Source organism: Sorangium sp. So ce385 (assembly GCF_051474135.1).
GTDB classification, from domain to species: domain Bacteria; phylum Myxococcota_A; class Polyangia; order Polyangiales; family Polyangiaceae; genus Sorangium; species Sorangium cellulosum_D.
Genome location: NZ_CP150337.1, coordinates 5,315,855 through 5,331,442, shown reverse-complemented (window position 1 = coordinate 5,331,442; position 15,588 = coordinate 5,315,855). Strand labels below are relative to the sequence as shown.

General features: G+C 71.5%; 6 protein-coding genes. 2 read left to right on the top strand and 4 right to left on the bottom strand.

The features are described from left to right. Positions 1-54: 54 nt before the first annotated feature. From WME83_RS19485 to WME83_RS19470, 4 genes are all read right to left on the bottom strand, one after another. Entirely contained in the window at positions 55-1,143 is a 1,089-nt protein-coding gene (locus WME83_RS19485) for a hypothetical protein (RefSeq protein WP_437320786.1), read from the bottom strand. Between the two features lie 466 nt (positions 1,144-1,609). Then, positions 1,610-2,620, bottom strand: coding sequence for a sialate O-acetylesterase (locus WME83_RS19480; protein WP_437320785.1), 1,011 nt, complete (start codon positions 2,618-2,620; stop codon positions 1,610-1,612). A 564-nt stretch (positions 2,621-3,184) separates the two neighbouring features. Beyond that, positions 3,185-3,934 carry a hypothetical protein gene (locus WME83_RS19475; RefSeq protein ID WP_437320784.1) on the bottom strand — a complete coding sequence of 250 codons (750 nt, stop codon included), beginning with the start codon at positions 3,932-3,934 and terminating at the stop codon, positions 3,185-3,187. Between the two features lie 179 nt (positions 3,935-4,113). Further along, positions 4,114-8,013, bottom strand: a complete 3,900-nt coding sequence (locus WME83_RS19470) for a serine/threonine-protein kinase (RefSeq protein WP_437320783.1) — start codon at positions 8,011-8,013, stop codon at positions 4,114-4,116. A gap of 350 nt (positions 8,014-8,363) precedes the next feature. Between WME83_RS19470 and WME83_RS19465 the strand changes: the two genes are divergently transcribed. Continuing rightward, on the top strand, positions 8,364-14,321 hold the full coding sequence (locus WME83_RS19465) for an AAA family ATPase (protein ID WP_437320782.1): 5,958 nt from the start codon (positions 8,364-8,366) through the stop codon (positions 14,319-14,321). A 210-nt stretch (positions 14,322-14,531) separates the two neighbouring features. Continuing rightward, on the top strand, positions 14,532-15,392 hold the full coding sequence (locus WME83_RS19460) for an SDR family NAD(P)-dependent oxidoreductase (protein WP_437320781.1): 861 nt from the start codon (positions 14,532-14,534) through the stop codon (positions 15,390-15,392). The last annotated feature ends 196 nt before the right edge of the window (positions 15,393-15,588 follow it).

Below are 15,588 nucleotides of genomic sequence, written 5' to 3'. Positions count from 1 at the left end.
AGAGGGGATGGGGGCGCCTTTCGTCACGCGATCCTCACATGGTGGCGCCCGTCGTCAGTAGCCGCAGAGCTCCCACGGGGCGGAGCAGCTCTGGCCGGTGACCGTAGAGGGGTTCGTCGGGCAGGTCCACCACTCGCCCTGGAAAGGACGCGGGTTGCAGTGCGGGAGGCACTCCACCCACCCCGACGAGCACGAGTTCCCTACCGAGACGGTCGGCTGAGCCGCGCAGAACCAGCGTTTTCCTCCGAACCAGCCGGGATTGCACACATCGGGCGCCCCGGCGACGGGCGGATACACCGTGGCGACCGCCTGGATGTCCACCGCGTCGAGGCTCTCGCTCCCGAAGCGCACGCCGTCCTGATCCGAACACCCACCCCAGTAGGTCATGATGGAGTCGTAGTCGTAGAAGCCAGGGTTCACGACGATGTACCGCCGGCTCGAGGGCCACCCGCTGGCGACGTCGCTCGCGGGGAGCGGCTGTCGTTGGCTGCAGCCGCTGGGGACCAGCGGGTGATGCCACTCGTGCATGAAGCCGATCGCATGACCCATCTCGTGGATCGCGTACTGCTCCACGCAGTCGAAGCTGTATTCGACGCGGGCTGTCTGCCAGTTGTACTTGATGCAACGGTTGAACTCAGCGCCCCATGGATTGAACTGCACCAAGCCGCCCTTGTTGTAAACGCCGATCGAGTCCGATTGGTTGGGGGCGTCGGGGTGGATCCTGACGCCGACGTAGCTCATGCGCGTGGCCGGCAGGAGCGAATCGCAGCTCTCCCAGCCGGTGAAGCGAACCGAGCTCCAGCGCTCCCAGCTGCCCTGGAGCGCGGTGCGCACGCGCGTGACGACCTCCGCGAGCGAGGGGTTGGGCGCATGGATCAGCCCACCCGCGGCGCCGTCGGCCCTCTGCTGCGCCGAGCTCGTGGCGTCGATGCAGACCGGGATCCGGACATAGCCGTCAGCGTCCTCGGGCCAGCGCGTCGCGCTGTCGAAGACGCTCGCCTCGGCGGACTTCGGCGCGGCGGAGACGGTCAGCGCGGCGCCCAGCGCTGCGAGGAGCAGCGGACCGAGCGAAGAGCGAGACCGCGCATGTCGTTCAGGGCCCCGCGTCGCGCGGTGCACCGAGACATTCTCGAGCGGGCTCATGGACGCAAACGCATTGCGATGGCCTTGCAGCATATTATTCTCCAATCGACGAGGGTTGTTCTGCCGAACGCGGCTCCAGCGTGGAGCTCGACGTGGTTCACCGGCTTCACGACGAAGCCGTGGACGAGACCCGAGCACGGTGCAGGTCGGAGCCGCACCGGCTCGCAGCGTCTCACCGTGCACCTACGATGAGCCTGCCGCTCGGTTTCGCGAAAGTGTCACCCCGCTGCCCAGCGGGCGAAGCGCGGACGAGGCGATCGTCCCCACGGTAGCGCCGGTGCCGCTGCATCCACCGCGCTCCTCCATGGGTCGCTGCCCGCGGGTCGTCGAGGAGACGGACCCGGGGGACGCGAACGGATGAGGAGCTCTCAGCCTGCGATCCCCGCGGCCGACAACGCAAAAGGCCGCTCGAATCCAGGGGACTCGAGCGGCCTCGGTCGCGCGGACACCCGACGCGAGCTCTTTGTTACCACTTCAGAGCTTCGATCATCTTCTCACCATAACGCGTGCCCATGATGACAACGGACGCATGGTCGAAGTGGTACTCATCCATGACGTTGGTCCCCTGCTGGCTCACCCAGTATCCCATGGGCAACATGTCGGCCGCTTGGTGCACGAGGTTGTTGTGACCACCGCAGCACCCGCCCGCGGGGAGCTCTCCGAGGATGAAGGGAACGTCGTAGTCGACCCCCCAGGCCTCTTTCACCTCGTTATAGAGCTGAACGACCTTGCCGGGCCATGAGCTCTGGCCGTTGTCGGACTCACCCTGGTGGAAGATGATCCCCGCGAAGCGCGCGTTCTCGGCCGTCTTCGCTTTGGCGATCTTGTTCAAGATCATCTGGTGATGTGAGCCGCCAGAGATGAACGTGTTGATCGACTCGCCGCTCTCGGCGGTGGCGACCAACCCGATCGTGTCCCCCTCGGGCAGCTTTCCGAGCAGGGTCTTGCCGAACCAGATGCCCGGGTCGACGGAGGTCGACAGGTTCCATCCTTTTTCACCAGGGCAATCGCTGAGCGGCGGATTGGCCAGGTTCCACTGCCCGGCCGGCTGATTGCATCCGCCGAGGACCTTGAGCCGCTCGTCGGAATTTTTGTCGCTGTCCTGTTTGTTTGCGACACCAGCCATGTTCGACTGGCCCATGAGCATGAAGATGTGAAACGTCGGATTGGAGCTCGGCGCGCCACCGGTGCCCGCCCCGCTGCTGGCCGACGCGGTCCCCCCCGTGGCGTCACCTCCGGTTCCAGCGTTCGTGCTGCTCGTCGCGTCGCCCCCGGTCCCCGCGCTCGTGCTGCCCGTCGCGCCGCCCCCGGTCCCCGCGCTCGTGCTGCCCGTCACGCCGCCCCCGGTCCCCGAGCTGGCCCCTCCGGTGTTGTCGTTCTCGCCGCTCGGGCCGGACTCGCCACAACCGGACGCAGCGATGATGAAGAGGAACGGGAGGAGCAGGAACCTGGGTGTGCCTCGGATTGTGCGGTTCATCTCGGTCATGGTCGTTACCTCGTCGCGCCGGGGCGCGATCTGAAGTGAATGGCGGAATTGGCAGGCCGGCGTCGCGGTGCCGGCGCGGCGAACCTCGCCCGCAAAGAGCTCAGCGCCGGGGCGTAGCCTATCGCATCTTGGACGCTTGGCATCCAGGATTCCGCTTTAGGACAACAGGGGGCGAAGACCCTTACACTGGATTTTTCCATCATCGACGGCGATCGCCCTTCGGTGCGCCTCGAGCGCCGACCGATCCTGTCGAGGCGAAGCGATTTCATGGTCCGGGAGCGCGGAAATTTGAAACGGACGCGTCGCGCGGGCAGCGCAGGAGACCCATCGCGAGCCAACCGCGCTGCGTCGCGCCCGGCGATCGTCGACGCCCCGGGCCCCGGGTTCGCGCACAGGGCACTATCCTGCTCTCCCGAGGAACGGCACCCCGGTAGGGACCGGGAGCAACCGCGACGAAGCATGGCTGGACGTCGTGCGAGATCTCCGGACGATCGTCGGAGGCCTCCGCGAGCGCCGCGCGCCGCGCCCCGCGAGCGCGCCAGGCTCTCGATGGCGTCAGGGCAAGGCGGTGGTGATCACGTCCTTCGTGGTCGCCGTGCTCTGGCCGGGGCGGTCGACGCAGGACGGGTAGTACTGGCCGGCCCCGTTGATGTTCTGGCAGACCCGGTCGCAGGACCCGACGATGCGGATCACCCCGCACTCCGCGATACTGCCCCCGGAGATCAGGTGGCCCGCGGCGCAGTCGCGCTGGTACGCGCGCGAGTTGTCGACCGTCGCGCTGTTGTAACAGGCGTTGAGGTACGGCTGCGCGGCGAACAGGTTGCCCCAGAAGGCCCCCTCGACGTCCGGATAATCGACGAGCTCCTGGCTGGAGGAGAGCGTCTTCAGCGGATCCCGCAGCGAGCGGGCGGAGATGAGGACCGGTACTTGATAGTAGTTCACGCGCGCCGCGACACAGCTGGAGACGATGCGCTGCCCGGCCTCGTCGAGCGGACCGGTCGCCCACGCAGGCGCGACGCCGAGCAGCCCGGGATAGCGCTCGTCGTGCCTCTTGCCGCTGGAGTCCGTCCACGAAAAATTGAAGGACGCCGAGCTGCTCAGGGCGCAGCTCGTCGCATAGCGCACGAACTCGCGCGCCAGCGCGCCGCTCGTCCCGGGATCCTGGATCGCGGCGAGGTTCCGCGCGCTGAGGCCGTTGAGGTTCAAGGCGTTCAGGTTCAAGGCGTTCAGGTTCAAGGCGTTCAGGTTCAGAGCGTTGGTGCTGAGCGCGTTGCCGCCCAGGAGGGCGCCCTGGGATTCCCCCACAGGCTCGTCCCACGCATCGGTGTCCTCTACCTCGGCGACGCAGCCCGACAGCACCCCAGCCCAACCAAGCAAGATGAATGTCCGCTTGAGAGACATGGATTCCCCCGTGTTCCTGGCGCATGACCCGACGGCGCCCTGCGCGCGGCGCGCGCGGGCTCCCATCGATTCGCTGGATGGGTTCAATATTCTACTTTTTCCCGCGCCGTCGCGCCGGTGAAAGTCGCTTCGGCGGCGGCGAGATCGATGTCAGTCGCGTCCGCCTCCGTCGCCCTCGTCAGCTCCGCGTACCGGCGCCGGAGTCGCCCGCCCATGACGGTCGGAATGGCGGCGGCGGCCGCGAGGGCGCGCTCGAGCTGCGCCCGGGCGTCGGCGCGCCGGCCGCGGCGCAGGGCGGCGAGGGCCCGCGCCTCGAGCACCTCGATCCGCTCCTGACCGACCGAGCAGCGCGCGGAGCGCTCCTCGAGCGCGGCCCACGCGGCGCGGTCGTCGTCGCAGGTCGCGAGCTCGATCATCGCGCAGAGCACGTCCTCCGAAGGCTTCAGCGCCTCGCAGCCGGCGTCGTCTCGCGCCGCGCGGAGCCGCCGGGCGATCCGGCGAGCGCCCGCCTCGTCGCCCTGGTAGAGGCGCAGGCGCGCGGCCAGGAGCGCCACGACGACGGGCGCGTGGCGGTCGCCGCAGCGCGGCGCTATCGCCTGGACGGCGCGCGCATGGGGCCTCGCGGCCGCGAGATCGTCCATCAGGTACAGGTACTCGGCGAGGTTGTAGCGGCCGACGAGCTCGAACGCGGGCTGGCCGAGGTCGCGCCCGAGCGCGATGGTGCGCTCGAAATCGGCGATCATCCCCGCGCGGTCGCCCTGGAGCGCCCGCGCGAGCCCGCGGTTGTTGAGCGCGGCGCCGAGGTGCATGAGATCGCTGCGCTCCTCGCAGCTCTGGATCACCGCGTCGAGGTCCCGCGCCGCCTCCTCGACGCGGCCGAGGCTGGCCAGGATGAAGCCGAGCAGCAGCCGCGCGATGATGTGCGTCTCGTGGCCCTCGTCCCCCAGCCGCGCCGCCTGCGCCGCGGCGCGCGTCAGCACCGCGGCGGCCTCGTCCTCGCGGTCGGCGCGGTGGAGCGAGCGGCCCACGCCGAGCAGCAGGCGGGCGCCGAGCAGGGGCGACGCCGCCCGGTCGGCGAGGCGCTCGGCGGCCCCTACCCGCTCGCTCGCCGCCCGGTACTCGCCCGTCCAGTCGAGGATCATGGCCTCATCGAGGAGGAGCTCGATCTCCGCCCCCGGCTCCGACGCCGCGGCCGCCGCCTCGCGCGCCGCGGCGAGGTCGGCGAGGGCCTCGGTGTGGCGCCCGAGCCGGAAGCGAGCGAGGCCCCGCGCGCGGCGCTCCTCGGGGAGCAGCGCGCCGAGCAGCGCCTCGACGCGCCCGTAGCAGCCCTCGGCGTCGAGGTAGGCCCGCCGCGCGGCCGCGAGCTCGGCGCCGCGGGCGAGGAGCGACGCCGCACGGGCGGTCAGGCCACCGCGCTCGCAGTGCGCCGCGAGCACCAGCGGATCGGCCTCGCCCGCGGCCTCGAGCCAGTCGGCGGCGAGGCGGTGGCCGAGCGCTCGATCGTCCTCGGTGAGCTGCGCGTAAGCGCCCTCGCGCAGGAGCGCCTGGCGGAAGGAGTACTCCTCCTCGCCGGGGAAGCGGCCCTCGCGGTGGCGGACGCAGAGCTCCCCGGCGACGAGCGCGGAGAGGTGCTCCGCGAGCGGGGCGGCCTCGTCGCCCCCGAGCAGGTGCGCGACGGCCCCTCGCCAGAACACCTCGCCGAGCACGCTGGCGGCGCGCAGGATCCGGCGCGCGGGGGGCGGGAGCGCCTCCAGCCGGACCTGCACCATCGCCACCACCGTCTCGGGCAGCGCGTCGCCCCGGCCCTCCGCCGTCGCGCGGATCAGCTCCTCGAGGAAGAACGGCTGGCCCTCGGACTGGGCGACCAGACGCTCGATGAGGGCCCCGTCGGCCGCGTCGCCCAGCGCCTCCCGCGCGAGCTGCGCGCACGCCCTCGGCGAGAGCTGCCTGAGCCAGAGCTCCTGCCGCCCGCGCTCGGCCCAGAGATCCGGGTACGCTTGCTTGATCTCGGGGCGCGCCGTGGCGAGCACGACGAGCGGCTGGTCCGCGAGCTCGCGCAGCGCCGCGTCGATGGCCGCGACGGAGGCGCGATCGGCCCAGTGCACGTCCTCCAGCGCGAGCACCACCGGCTGGGCCGCGCACTCGGCGCGCAGGAAATCGCGGAGCGCGCGCTGCATCTGCTCGCCGAGCAGCTCGGGATCCTGCCGGGCGGCGCGGAGCGGGAGGCTGCCCTCGTCGGGGAACGGCACGCCGGCGAGCTCGCCGAGGAACTCCTCGATCCGGCGGCGATCCGCCTCGGGCACGCGGCGGGCGACGCGGGCCCGGAGGAGCGCGCGCCGCTCCTCGATGGGCTCGCCGCCCTTGATCCCCGCCGCGCCGCGGATCGCCTCGGCGAGCAGGCCGCCGATGGACCGCGCGCGGAGCGGATCCCCGAGCCCCGCCCAGATCTCCGCGGGCGCGCCGGAGCGCCGGAGGGCGGCGAGGTGCTCCTGGAGGAGGCGGGATTTGCCCATGCCCGCGGCGCCGATGACGAGCACCGCCCGGGCGGCGGGCTCGCCGGCGCAGGCGGCGAAGGTCTGCTCGAGCAGGCGGAGCTCGTGGTCGCGGCCGACGCAGGGCGTGGGCCTGCCGAGGAGCGGGCGCCACGGCTCGGCGGCGCGGCGCTCGCCGCGGAGCTCGAGGGCGCCGGACGCGGCGGTCGCGGCCTCGAACCGGGCCTCGAGCAGCCCGGCGGTGGTCCTGTCGAGGAGGATCGCCGGCGCGCCCGCGCCGCCCGCGGCCCGGAGCAGCCCCGCGGCGCGCTGGATGGCGTCGCCGACGGGCAGGCCGCGCCCGAGCTCGCCCCAGCCGACGGTGATGGCGATCGGGCGATCGGGGACGCGCTCCCGCAGGGCCAGGGCGCAGCGCGCGAGCTGCGCGGCGACGTCGGTGGGCACGTGCGGCCGGCCGACGATGAGCACCGCGGTGCCGTCGGCGAGCAGCTCCAGGCGCCCCTCGAAGCGGGCGGCGACCTCCCGGAGCGCGCCGGCGTCCGCGCCCGCCTCGCAGGCCGAGAGGGTGGCGTCCAGCGCGGAGGCGGGCGCGCGGCCCACCACCGCGACGCCGTGGAAGCGGCGCTCGCTGGTGGTGAGCGCGGAGCTCGTCGGCGCCGAGCTCGGCCCGCCGTGGACGTCCTCCGCCGCGAGCGCGGCGTGGGCGGCGGCCCCGTCGCGCGGGCGCCGCGCCGGATCCTTCTCGAGCATGCGCGAGAGCAGCGCGCCGAGCCACGGGGGCGCGTCGGGGCAGCGCTCCGACAGGCGCGGGGGCTCGTCGAAGATGATCCTGGCGAGGAGGGCGACCAGGTGATCTGCCTGGAACGGCGGGGCGCCGGTGAGGCACTCGAAGAGCACGCAGCCGAGCGAGAAGATGTCGGCGGGCGCGCCGACCTCATCGCCGCTGCGCGCCTGTTCCGGCGCCATGTATTCGGGCGTGCCGACCAGCACTCCGGCGCCGGTGAGCGGGGCCATGCCCGGGAAGCGGGCGATCCCGAAATCGAGCAGCTTGGGCTCCTCGATCCGGCCGCCGACGAGGAAGATGTTGGCCGGCTTGAGATCGCGGTGGACGACCCCCCGCGCGTGGGCGGCGCCCAGGGCCGCGGCGACGCGCGCCCCGAGCTCCACCGTCTCGGCGACCGTGAGCCGCCGCCGCGCGAGGAGGCGGGAGAGGTCCTCTCCCTCGAGCCACTCCATGACCAGGAACGGCGTGCTCTCGCGCGCGGCGTTGTAGGCGATGTACCGGACGATCCCCGGGTGTGCGAGGCGGGCGAGGAGCTCCGCCTCCCGCGCGAAGCGCGCGACGTGGTGCGGCGACGGATCGTGCAGCACCTTCGCGGCGACCCGCGCTCCGGTGGTCACGTCACAGGCGCGGTAGACCGCGCCCATGCCCCCGATCTCCGCGAGCGCCTCGACGCGGAAGCGCCCCCCCAAGAGCTCCCCCGAGCGCACCCATCGAGGATAGACGGAGAACGCGGTTCGTCCAGTGATGGTGTGAATTTTGGCCGCGGATCCTGCGCGCGCGGCGCCCGGGGCGCATCGATGGCAGCCGAGGCGGATTCCGCAGTTGACGCTTGACGTTTCCGAGGCGTTTCGATTTTCTGTTCCTGCGGGAGGCGCCAGGGTCGGCACGTGCGTGCCAGAGGAGAGCGGGGGCGGCGTAGGGGCGCGAGGCGTGAGCGGCTGCTCGCCAGGGGGTCGCGGAGCGCCGTGCATCCCCTCGCGCCATCCGGAGGGGCGCCGCTCTCGACCCCACGACCGAGCCGGCGCCGGCCGACGAAAGCGAACGGGAACCCGACTCAATGAACCGACACAGTCGAGCGCACCTCGGTGAGGACGCTTATCAGGTCACGGAGACCGTCGCCGTTTTGCCGCGGAGCATCTGGCGGCGCGCGCGTCACGCGACCTCCGGCGCGAGCGTGCTGCTGCACTCGCTCCGGAGCGCGGTCGTGCAGCCGCGTCGGGTCCTGGAGATCGAGCTGCAGAAATGGCGTCGAATCGGCACGCTCGCCATCGAGGGCGACGTGTGCGAGGTCGACGGCGAGCCCTCGCTGATCGTGGAGGACTTCGGGGGCGCGCCGCTCGTGATCCCCGCGGACGGTCTGGACGTCGGAACGTGCCTGGAGCTCGCGCTCGGCATGGCTCGCTCGCTGCATGGATTGCACGAGCAGGGGTGGCTGCACGAGGACGTGAGCCACGGCAGCTTTCTGGTCAACCTCGCGACGCTGCGTGTCGAGTTCGCCGATCTCCTGGCGGCCTCCGAGGGCGCGGCGGGCAGCGCCGCCTTCGAATTCGCGACCTCGCTCGCCCACGTCGCGCCAGAGCGGACGGGGCGTCTCAATCGTCGCCCCGATCACCGCGCAGACTATTATTCTCTGGGCGTCACGCTCTTCCAGATGCTGACGGGCCAGCTGCCGTTCGCGGCGAGCGACGCCATCGGCTGGGCTCACGCGCACGCGTCCAAGCGCGCTCCGCTCGTCACGGAGCTGTCGCCCCACGTGCCGCCGGTCCTCGCGCAGCTCGTGTCCAGGCTGCTCGCGAAGGATCCCGACGAGCGCTACCAGAGCGACCACGGGCTGCTGAGCGACCTGACCACGCTGTGCGAGGGCTTCCGGCGGACGCGGGCCTTCCCTCCCCTGGTCCTGGGGGCGAGCGATGTCTCCAGTCGATTCGTGGTCAGTCGAGACGTCCAGGGGCGCGACGCCGAGCTGTCGGAGCTGGGCGTCGCCCTCGACGGCGCGCGCTCGGGAAAGAGGCTGCTCGTGCTCATGCCAGGGGCCGCGGGGGCCGGAAAGTCCGCCGTGCTCGCGGAGTTCCTGAGGCGGCACGGCGGAGCGCCGGCGCGCCTCTTGTCGACGGTGTTCGAAGAGCGGGTCGAGGCAGTGCCGCTGGCGGGTCTGGCGCACGTGCTGCGAGGCCTGGCAGGGGACCTGCTGTCGCTCCCCGAAGCCGAGCTGGCCGAGCTGCGGCAGCGCGTGACCGCAGCCCTGGGGCACAACGCAGGCCTCCTGACCGAGCTCGTGCCGGCGCTCTCCTGCGTCACCGGTGCCTCCACGTCCGTCGTGGCGTTGAACCCCCTCGAGGCGCAGCGCCGGTTGCAGCACGTCTTCCTCTCCTTCATCCGTGTCTTCGCCACGCCGGAGCGCCCCCTCGTCTTCGTGCTCGACGACGCTCAATGGCTCGACGCCGCGTCCGCCGAACTGCTGTCTGCCCTCCTGACGAACCCCGATTCGAGCCACGTGATGGTGCTGGCCGCGTTCCGCGGCGGTGACGTCGGCGACGTACCGACGCTCCTGAACCTGCAGAGCGCGTCGCGCCGGGCGAAGGAGGTCGTCCGGACATTGCCGCTCGGGCCGCTGTCCTCCGACGCGGTGGCGGAGATCGTGGCTCGCTCGATGCGCGCGCCCGTCGACGAGGTCCGCGGGCTCGCCGAGATCGTGGAGCGCAAGACCGACGGCAACCCGTTCTTCATCGGCCAGCTGCTCGTCTCCTTGCATCGACAGGGCGCCCTGCGCCTGGAGGTCGAGCGCGGCCGGTGGTCCGCCGACGCGCGGCGCGCGGAGGCGCACCCCGCTTGCGACAACGTCGGCGCGCTGATGGCGGAGCGCCTCGAGGACCTCGGTCCCGACGCGGCGAGGCTCTTGTCCGCCGCGGCGTGCTTCGGCATGCGGTTCGATCTGCAAACCCTGTCCGAGGCGGTGGGCAAGCCGGTCGCGGCCTGCCGCGAGCTCGTCCGGGAGGCGCTGGCCCATCGCCTCGTGTCCGAGGTCTCGGCCGAAGCTCGAGCGGAGCGGCCGGAGCCTGTCCGGGGTCACGAGCCCGCTTCGTACGCCTTCGAGCACTCGCGCGTGCGGCAGGCGGCGCTCGCGCGCGCCAGCGCCGCGGAGCGCGTGGCGCTCGACGCGGCCATCGGGCGGATCCTGCGCGAGCGCCTGCGGGGCGATCGCGCGCCGGGTCGAATCTTCGAGGTGCTCCGTCACCTGAACGCCGCGCGCGGCGCGATCCACGACCGAGGAGAGCGCCTCGACCTCGTGGAGCTCAACCTCGCCGCGAGCGACCAGGCGCTCCAGAGCGGCGCGTGGCGCATCGCGGGGACCCACGCCGAGATCGCCGTCGAGCTCTTGGCCAGCTGCGAGCGTGAACGTCCGCCGGATCTCGCCTTTCGAGCGATCTTCGCGCGCGCCGAGACGGCCTTCGTCCTTGCGGATCCGCGCGTCGACGCGCTGTGCGAGGAGGCGCTCAGGCTCGCCCCCGACCGCCTGGCGCGCGGCCGTGTTCATGTCTTGAAGACCCGGATCCTCGAGCACGGCGGGCGAATGCGGGACGCCGTGGTCCAGGTGCGCGCGGCGCTGGCCGAGTTCGGCGTGCGCTTTCCGGAGGCGCCCGACGAGATCAACCAGGGCATCGGGGAGGGTATCGGCAAGCTGCAAGCGCACCTCTCGCGCGTGACGATCGAGGGCCTGGCGGCCCTCCCGAAGGCGGAGGACGCCGAGTCGCGCTTGGTCCTCGAATTGCTGGCGCAGGTGATCCCGCCGGCGTTTCAGACGTATCCGCCCCTGTTCTTCCTGGCGGAGCTCATCATGTTCGACCTGGCGCTGAGCCGCGGCGTCGATGCGGTCTCGTGCAAGAACTTCGCCGACTGCGGCATCATCCTCCTCGCGGTGCTGGGCGACTACGATGCCGCCTATCGCATGGGCCTGGCTGCCTTCGAGCTCTTGAAGCGCTTCTCGCCGACCCCGGTCGAATCGGGCGTGTGCTTCGTGTTCGCGGCCTTCCTCGCGCACTGGAAGGAGAGTTACCGCGATCTGTTCGCGGTTTACGACCGAGGGGAAAAGAGCGGGCTCATGCTCGGCGACCTGCAGCACGTCGCCTACGCCAAGAACGATCGCGCCCAGCGCTCGTTCCTGGTCGGCGCGCGGCTGCGGGCGTGCCGCGAGCAGGTCGCGGAGCTGCGGCGGTATTTGACGCACATCTCGGCGGCGGGCCAGCTGGTCAATGCGCTGGTCGTCGAGCGAGCCGTCGCTCGGCTGATGGCGCGCGAATCGGAGAGGGAGGCCGTGGCCGCGGCCGACCGCGAAGCGACCGCCGTGATGGTCGCCGAGAAGAGCACTCAGTACTGCTACGCCTACGGGCAAGCCCAGATGATGACGAGCTTCATCCTGGGCGACTTCGCCTCGGCGCGGCAGTGGATGGAGTTCACCCGGGAGTTCTTGATCATCTCGGCGGGGCAGTTCTCGCTCCCCGATTACAGGCTCTTCGAAGGGCTGCTGGCGGCGCGGGCGTGCCGCGAAGGAGGCCCGGAGACGCGCGAGGCGCTGCTCGCGGTCGTCGAGGAGAACCTGAAGCAGCTCGAGGTCTGGGCCCGCCTGTGCTCGGAGAACTTCGCCCACAAGTACCATTTCCTGGCCGCCGAGCACGCGCGCCTGACGGGGCAGCCGCTGCACGTCGTGCTCGCCCGCCACCGCGACGCGATCAGGACGGCCGGAGACGGGTTCATCCACCTGCGGGCGCTGGTCCACGAGCACCAGGCCCAGATGTGGCTGTCGCTGGACGAGCCCCTCCACGCGAGGACGTGCCTGGAGGCGGCTTACAGGCTCTACAACGACTGGGGCGCGACGGCGAAGCTCGAGCTGCTCGCGCGCGAACACCCCGCTTTGCTCGCGGATGCCGTCCGCGGGGAGATCGCGACGCCGCGCGGCGCGGCGGCGGCCGGCCTGGGCTTCGACGGCGCGTCCCTGCTCAAGGCGACGCAGAGCATCTTCGTCGAGGTCGAGCCCGAGCGGCTGTTCGCCGCGCTGATGGCCACGTTGATCGAGAACGCCGGGGCAGAGCACGGCTGCCTCGTCTTGCGCGACGACGCCGATCGCACGTACTACGTGGAGGCGCGCGCCCACGTGGAACGCCCGATCGCGAGCCTCCCGCGGCGCGTGGCGTACTCGGAAGCCGAGTTCCTGTGCCCGAGCGTCGTCAGCTACGTGCTGCACACGGGAGAGGCCGTCACGCTGGACGACGCGTCGAAGGCCGGCGCCTTCCTGGCGGACCCGCAGATTCGACAGCGGGGGGTACGCTCGGTGCTGTGTGCGCCCATCATGCGCAAGGGAGACGTCCTGGGCGCGCTGTACGTCGAGAACAACGTCAGCCCGTATGTCTTCACGCGAGAGCGCTTGGCTGCGCTGCAGGTGATCGCCAGCCAGGCGGCGATCTCGATCTACAACGCGCAGCTCTACGAGGAGCTGGAGCGACGCGTGGCCCAGCGCACCGAGGAGCTGGCGCTCAAGAACCGCCAGATCGCGTCGATGCTCGACAACCTGGACGACGGTGTCTTCACCATCGATCGAAGCCGGCGCGTCGAGCCGGGATACTCTCGACGGTTGACGGAGATCTTCGGCGATGCCGATCTGGTCGGTCGAGACTGCCTCGCACTGTTGTTCGACGGCTCGAGCGTGCGGCCGGACGCGCGGAGCGCGGCAGAGGCGGCGCTGTGCTGCGCCTTCGATCAAGAGCAGTGGCTGGCGGCGCTGAACGTCGACCACCTGATCCGTGACGTGGAGCGCACGGGCCCCGGCGGCAAGCCCCAGTTCCTCGAGATCTCCTGGAGCTTCATCGCGTCGGAGGCAGATCACGTGGAGCGCATGCTGGTGACGGTTCGCGACGTGACGTTGCTGCGCAGCCTCAAGCAAACGGCGCGCAACAAGGAGCGCGAGGTCGACATCATCGTGCAGGCGCTCGATCGCGGCGTCGACGCCACGCGAGCGTTCTGCGCCGACTGCCGCGAGCTGCTGGCCGTGAATCGCGCGGCGCTCGGGCCGGACGCCGACCTGTCCGAGCGGCTCTGTGACGCCGCCTTGCGCGACCTCCACACGCTGAAGGGCAACGCCCGCCTGCACGGCTTCACGCACCTGGTGGACTGCCTGCACTCCGCGGAGAACGCCTACCAGGCGCTCCGCCGAGCGCCGGGGCAGCCGGTCGAGCGGCATGCGCTGCTGGAGCGCCTGGATGCGGTCGAGCGGGCGGTCGCCGAGTACGAGTCGGTTTGCCAGCAGAAGCTGACGGCGGCGCTCAAGAGGCCGGATGAGCGGAGCGAGAGCGTCCTTCAGGACATCCGGGGCTTGGTCGCGACGGCAGACTCCACCGACGCCCAGGAGCTGGCGCGCAAGCTGCGTCGAGCCCTCGCGCGCCTCGACCCGACGTCGGTAGCGCGCGTCGTCGACGAGACGCGCGAGATGTTGCCGAGCTTGGCCGCCGAGCTCGGCAGGCCCCCGCCCGCGGTGCTGACGGAGCACGCCGAGGCGCAGCTGGCCAGCGACTGGACGGGGCTCGTGAAGGACATCCTGGTTCAGTGCTTTCGCAACTCCCTCTATCACGGCATCGAGATGCCCGACGCGCGAGCGCTCGCCGGCAAACCGGCGCAGGGCCGCATCCATGTCCGCGCGCGGAGCGGGCCGAGCGCGCTCGAGCTGCACATCTTCGACGATGGCCGCGGACTTCCGCTCGAGAAGCTGCGTCGGCGGGGGGGCGATCCTCCTCTGCCGGATGAAGCCCTGGCCGACCAGATCTTCCTCGCCGGCGTCTCGACCGCGGAGACGGTCGGTCGAGTCGCCGGTCGAGGCGTCGGGCTCGACATCGTGCGCGAGCGCCTCCGGGCTCGCGGCGGCGACGCGCTGGTGCGCTTCACCGGGGAAGAGCGCAGTGGCCACCGGCCGTTCATGCTGGTGCTCCTCCTGCCGAAGAGCGCGGTCGCCTCCCGCTCTGGCGGGTAGCGCTCACGCGTGAGCAGCGGGTCGCGCCCGGCTCGCGGCGGCGGGCCCTCGTCTGGGCGCATCGCGGCGCATCGCGGCGCATCGCGGCGCATCGAGGCGCGTCGCGGTGCGCCGGCCTGATGCGCTGGCTCGACGCGCCGGCGCCCTCTACACTCGCCGCGTCCGTCGCGCCGCGGCTGGCGCGACCCCAACGCCTGACGGAGATCCCCAGTGAGCAACCATCCCGCATTGACACCTGGCCGCGTGGCCGTGGTGACCGGCGCTGCCGGCGGCATCGGCCTCGCCGCCGCCGAGCGCTTCGCGCGCATGGGCCTGAAGGTCTGTCTCGCCGACCTGGACGGGCCGGCGCTGCGCGAGGCGTTCGCGCGCGTCGCCGCCGTCGCCGCCGGCGGCGAGGCCGACGTGCGAGCGGTCCCGACCGACGTCGCGAGGCTCGAGGACGTGCAGCGCCTGAAGCAGGTCGCCTACGACGCGTTCGGCGAGGTGGCGGTCCTGATGAACAACGCCGGGGTCGGCGACGGCGCCAAGCCGTGGAAAGACATCGAGCGCTGGCGCCGCCTCATCGAGGTCAACCTCTGGGGCGTGATCCACGGCGTGCACGCGTTCACCGAGGCGATGCTCGCGCAGGGCACCCCGTGCGCCATCGTCAACACGGGCTCGAAGCAGGGCATCACCACCCCGCCGGGCGACGCCGCCTACAACGCCTCCAAGGCCGGCGTGAAGGTGGTGACCGAGCAGCTCGCTCACGAGCTGCGCAACGTCGCCGACAGCAAGATCACGGCCCACCTGCTCATCCCGGGGTACACGTTCACCGGCATGACCGCGCGCGGCCCGGAGAAGCCCGCCGAGGCGTGGACCGCCGAGCAGGTGGTGGACATGATGATTGACAGCATGGGCCGGGGCGATTTTTACATCCTCTGCCCGGACAACGCGGTCACGCGCGAGATGGATGAGCGCCGCATCCAGTGGGCGGCCGACGACCTCATCCGGAACCGACCCGCGCTGTCGCGCTGGCACCCCGAGTTCGCGGAAGCGTTCGCGGCCTACATGGCGGGCGCGGCGAAGCCCTGACGCGTAGGGCTCCTCCGGAGCAGGCGCCATGTGCAGGCGGATGCAGATTCAGGCCTACCCACACCCCACGACGTCGCGCTACCCTGGCGCCGGCGCAGCGGCCCGGGTCCGTCCCCGTTCCTGTCCCGCGCGATCGACGGACCCATGATCGTCTCCGATCGCGGCTGCGATTGTAAAAAGAAGATCGGACTGGATG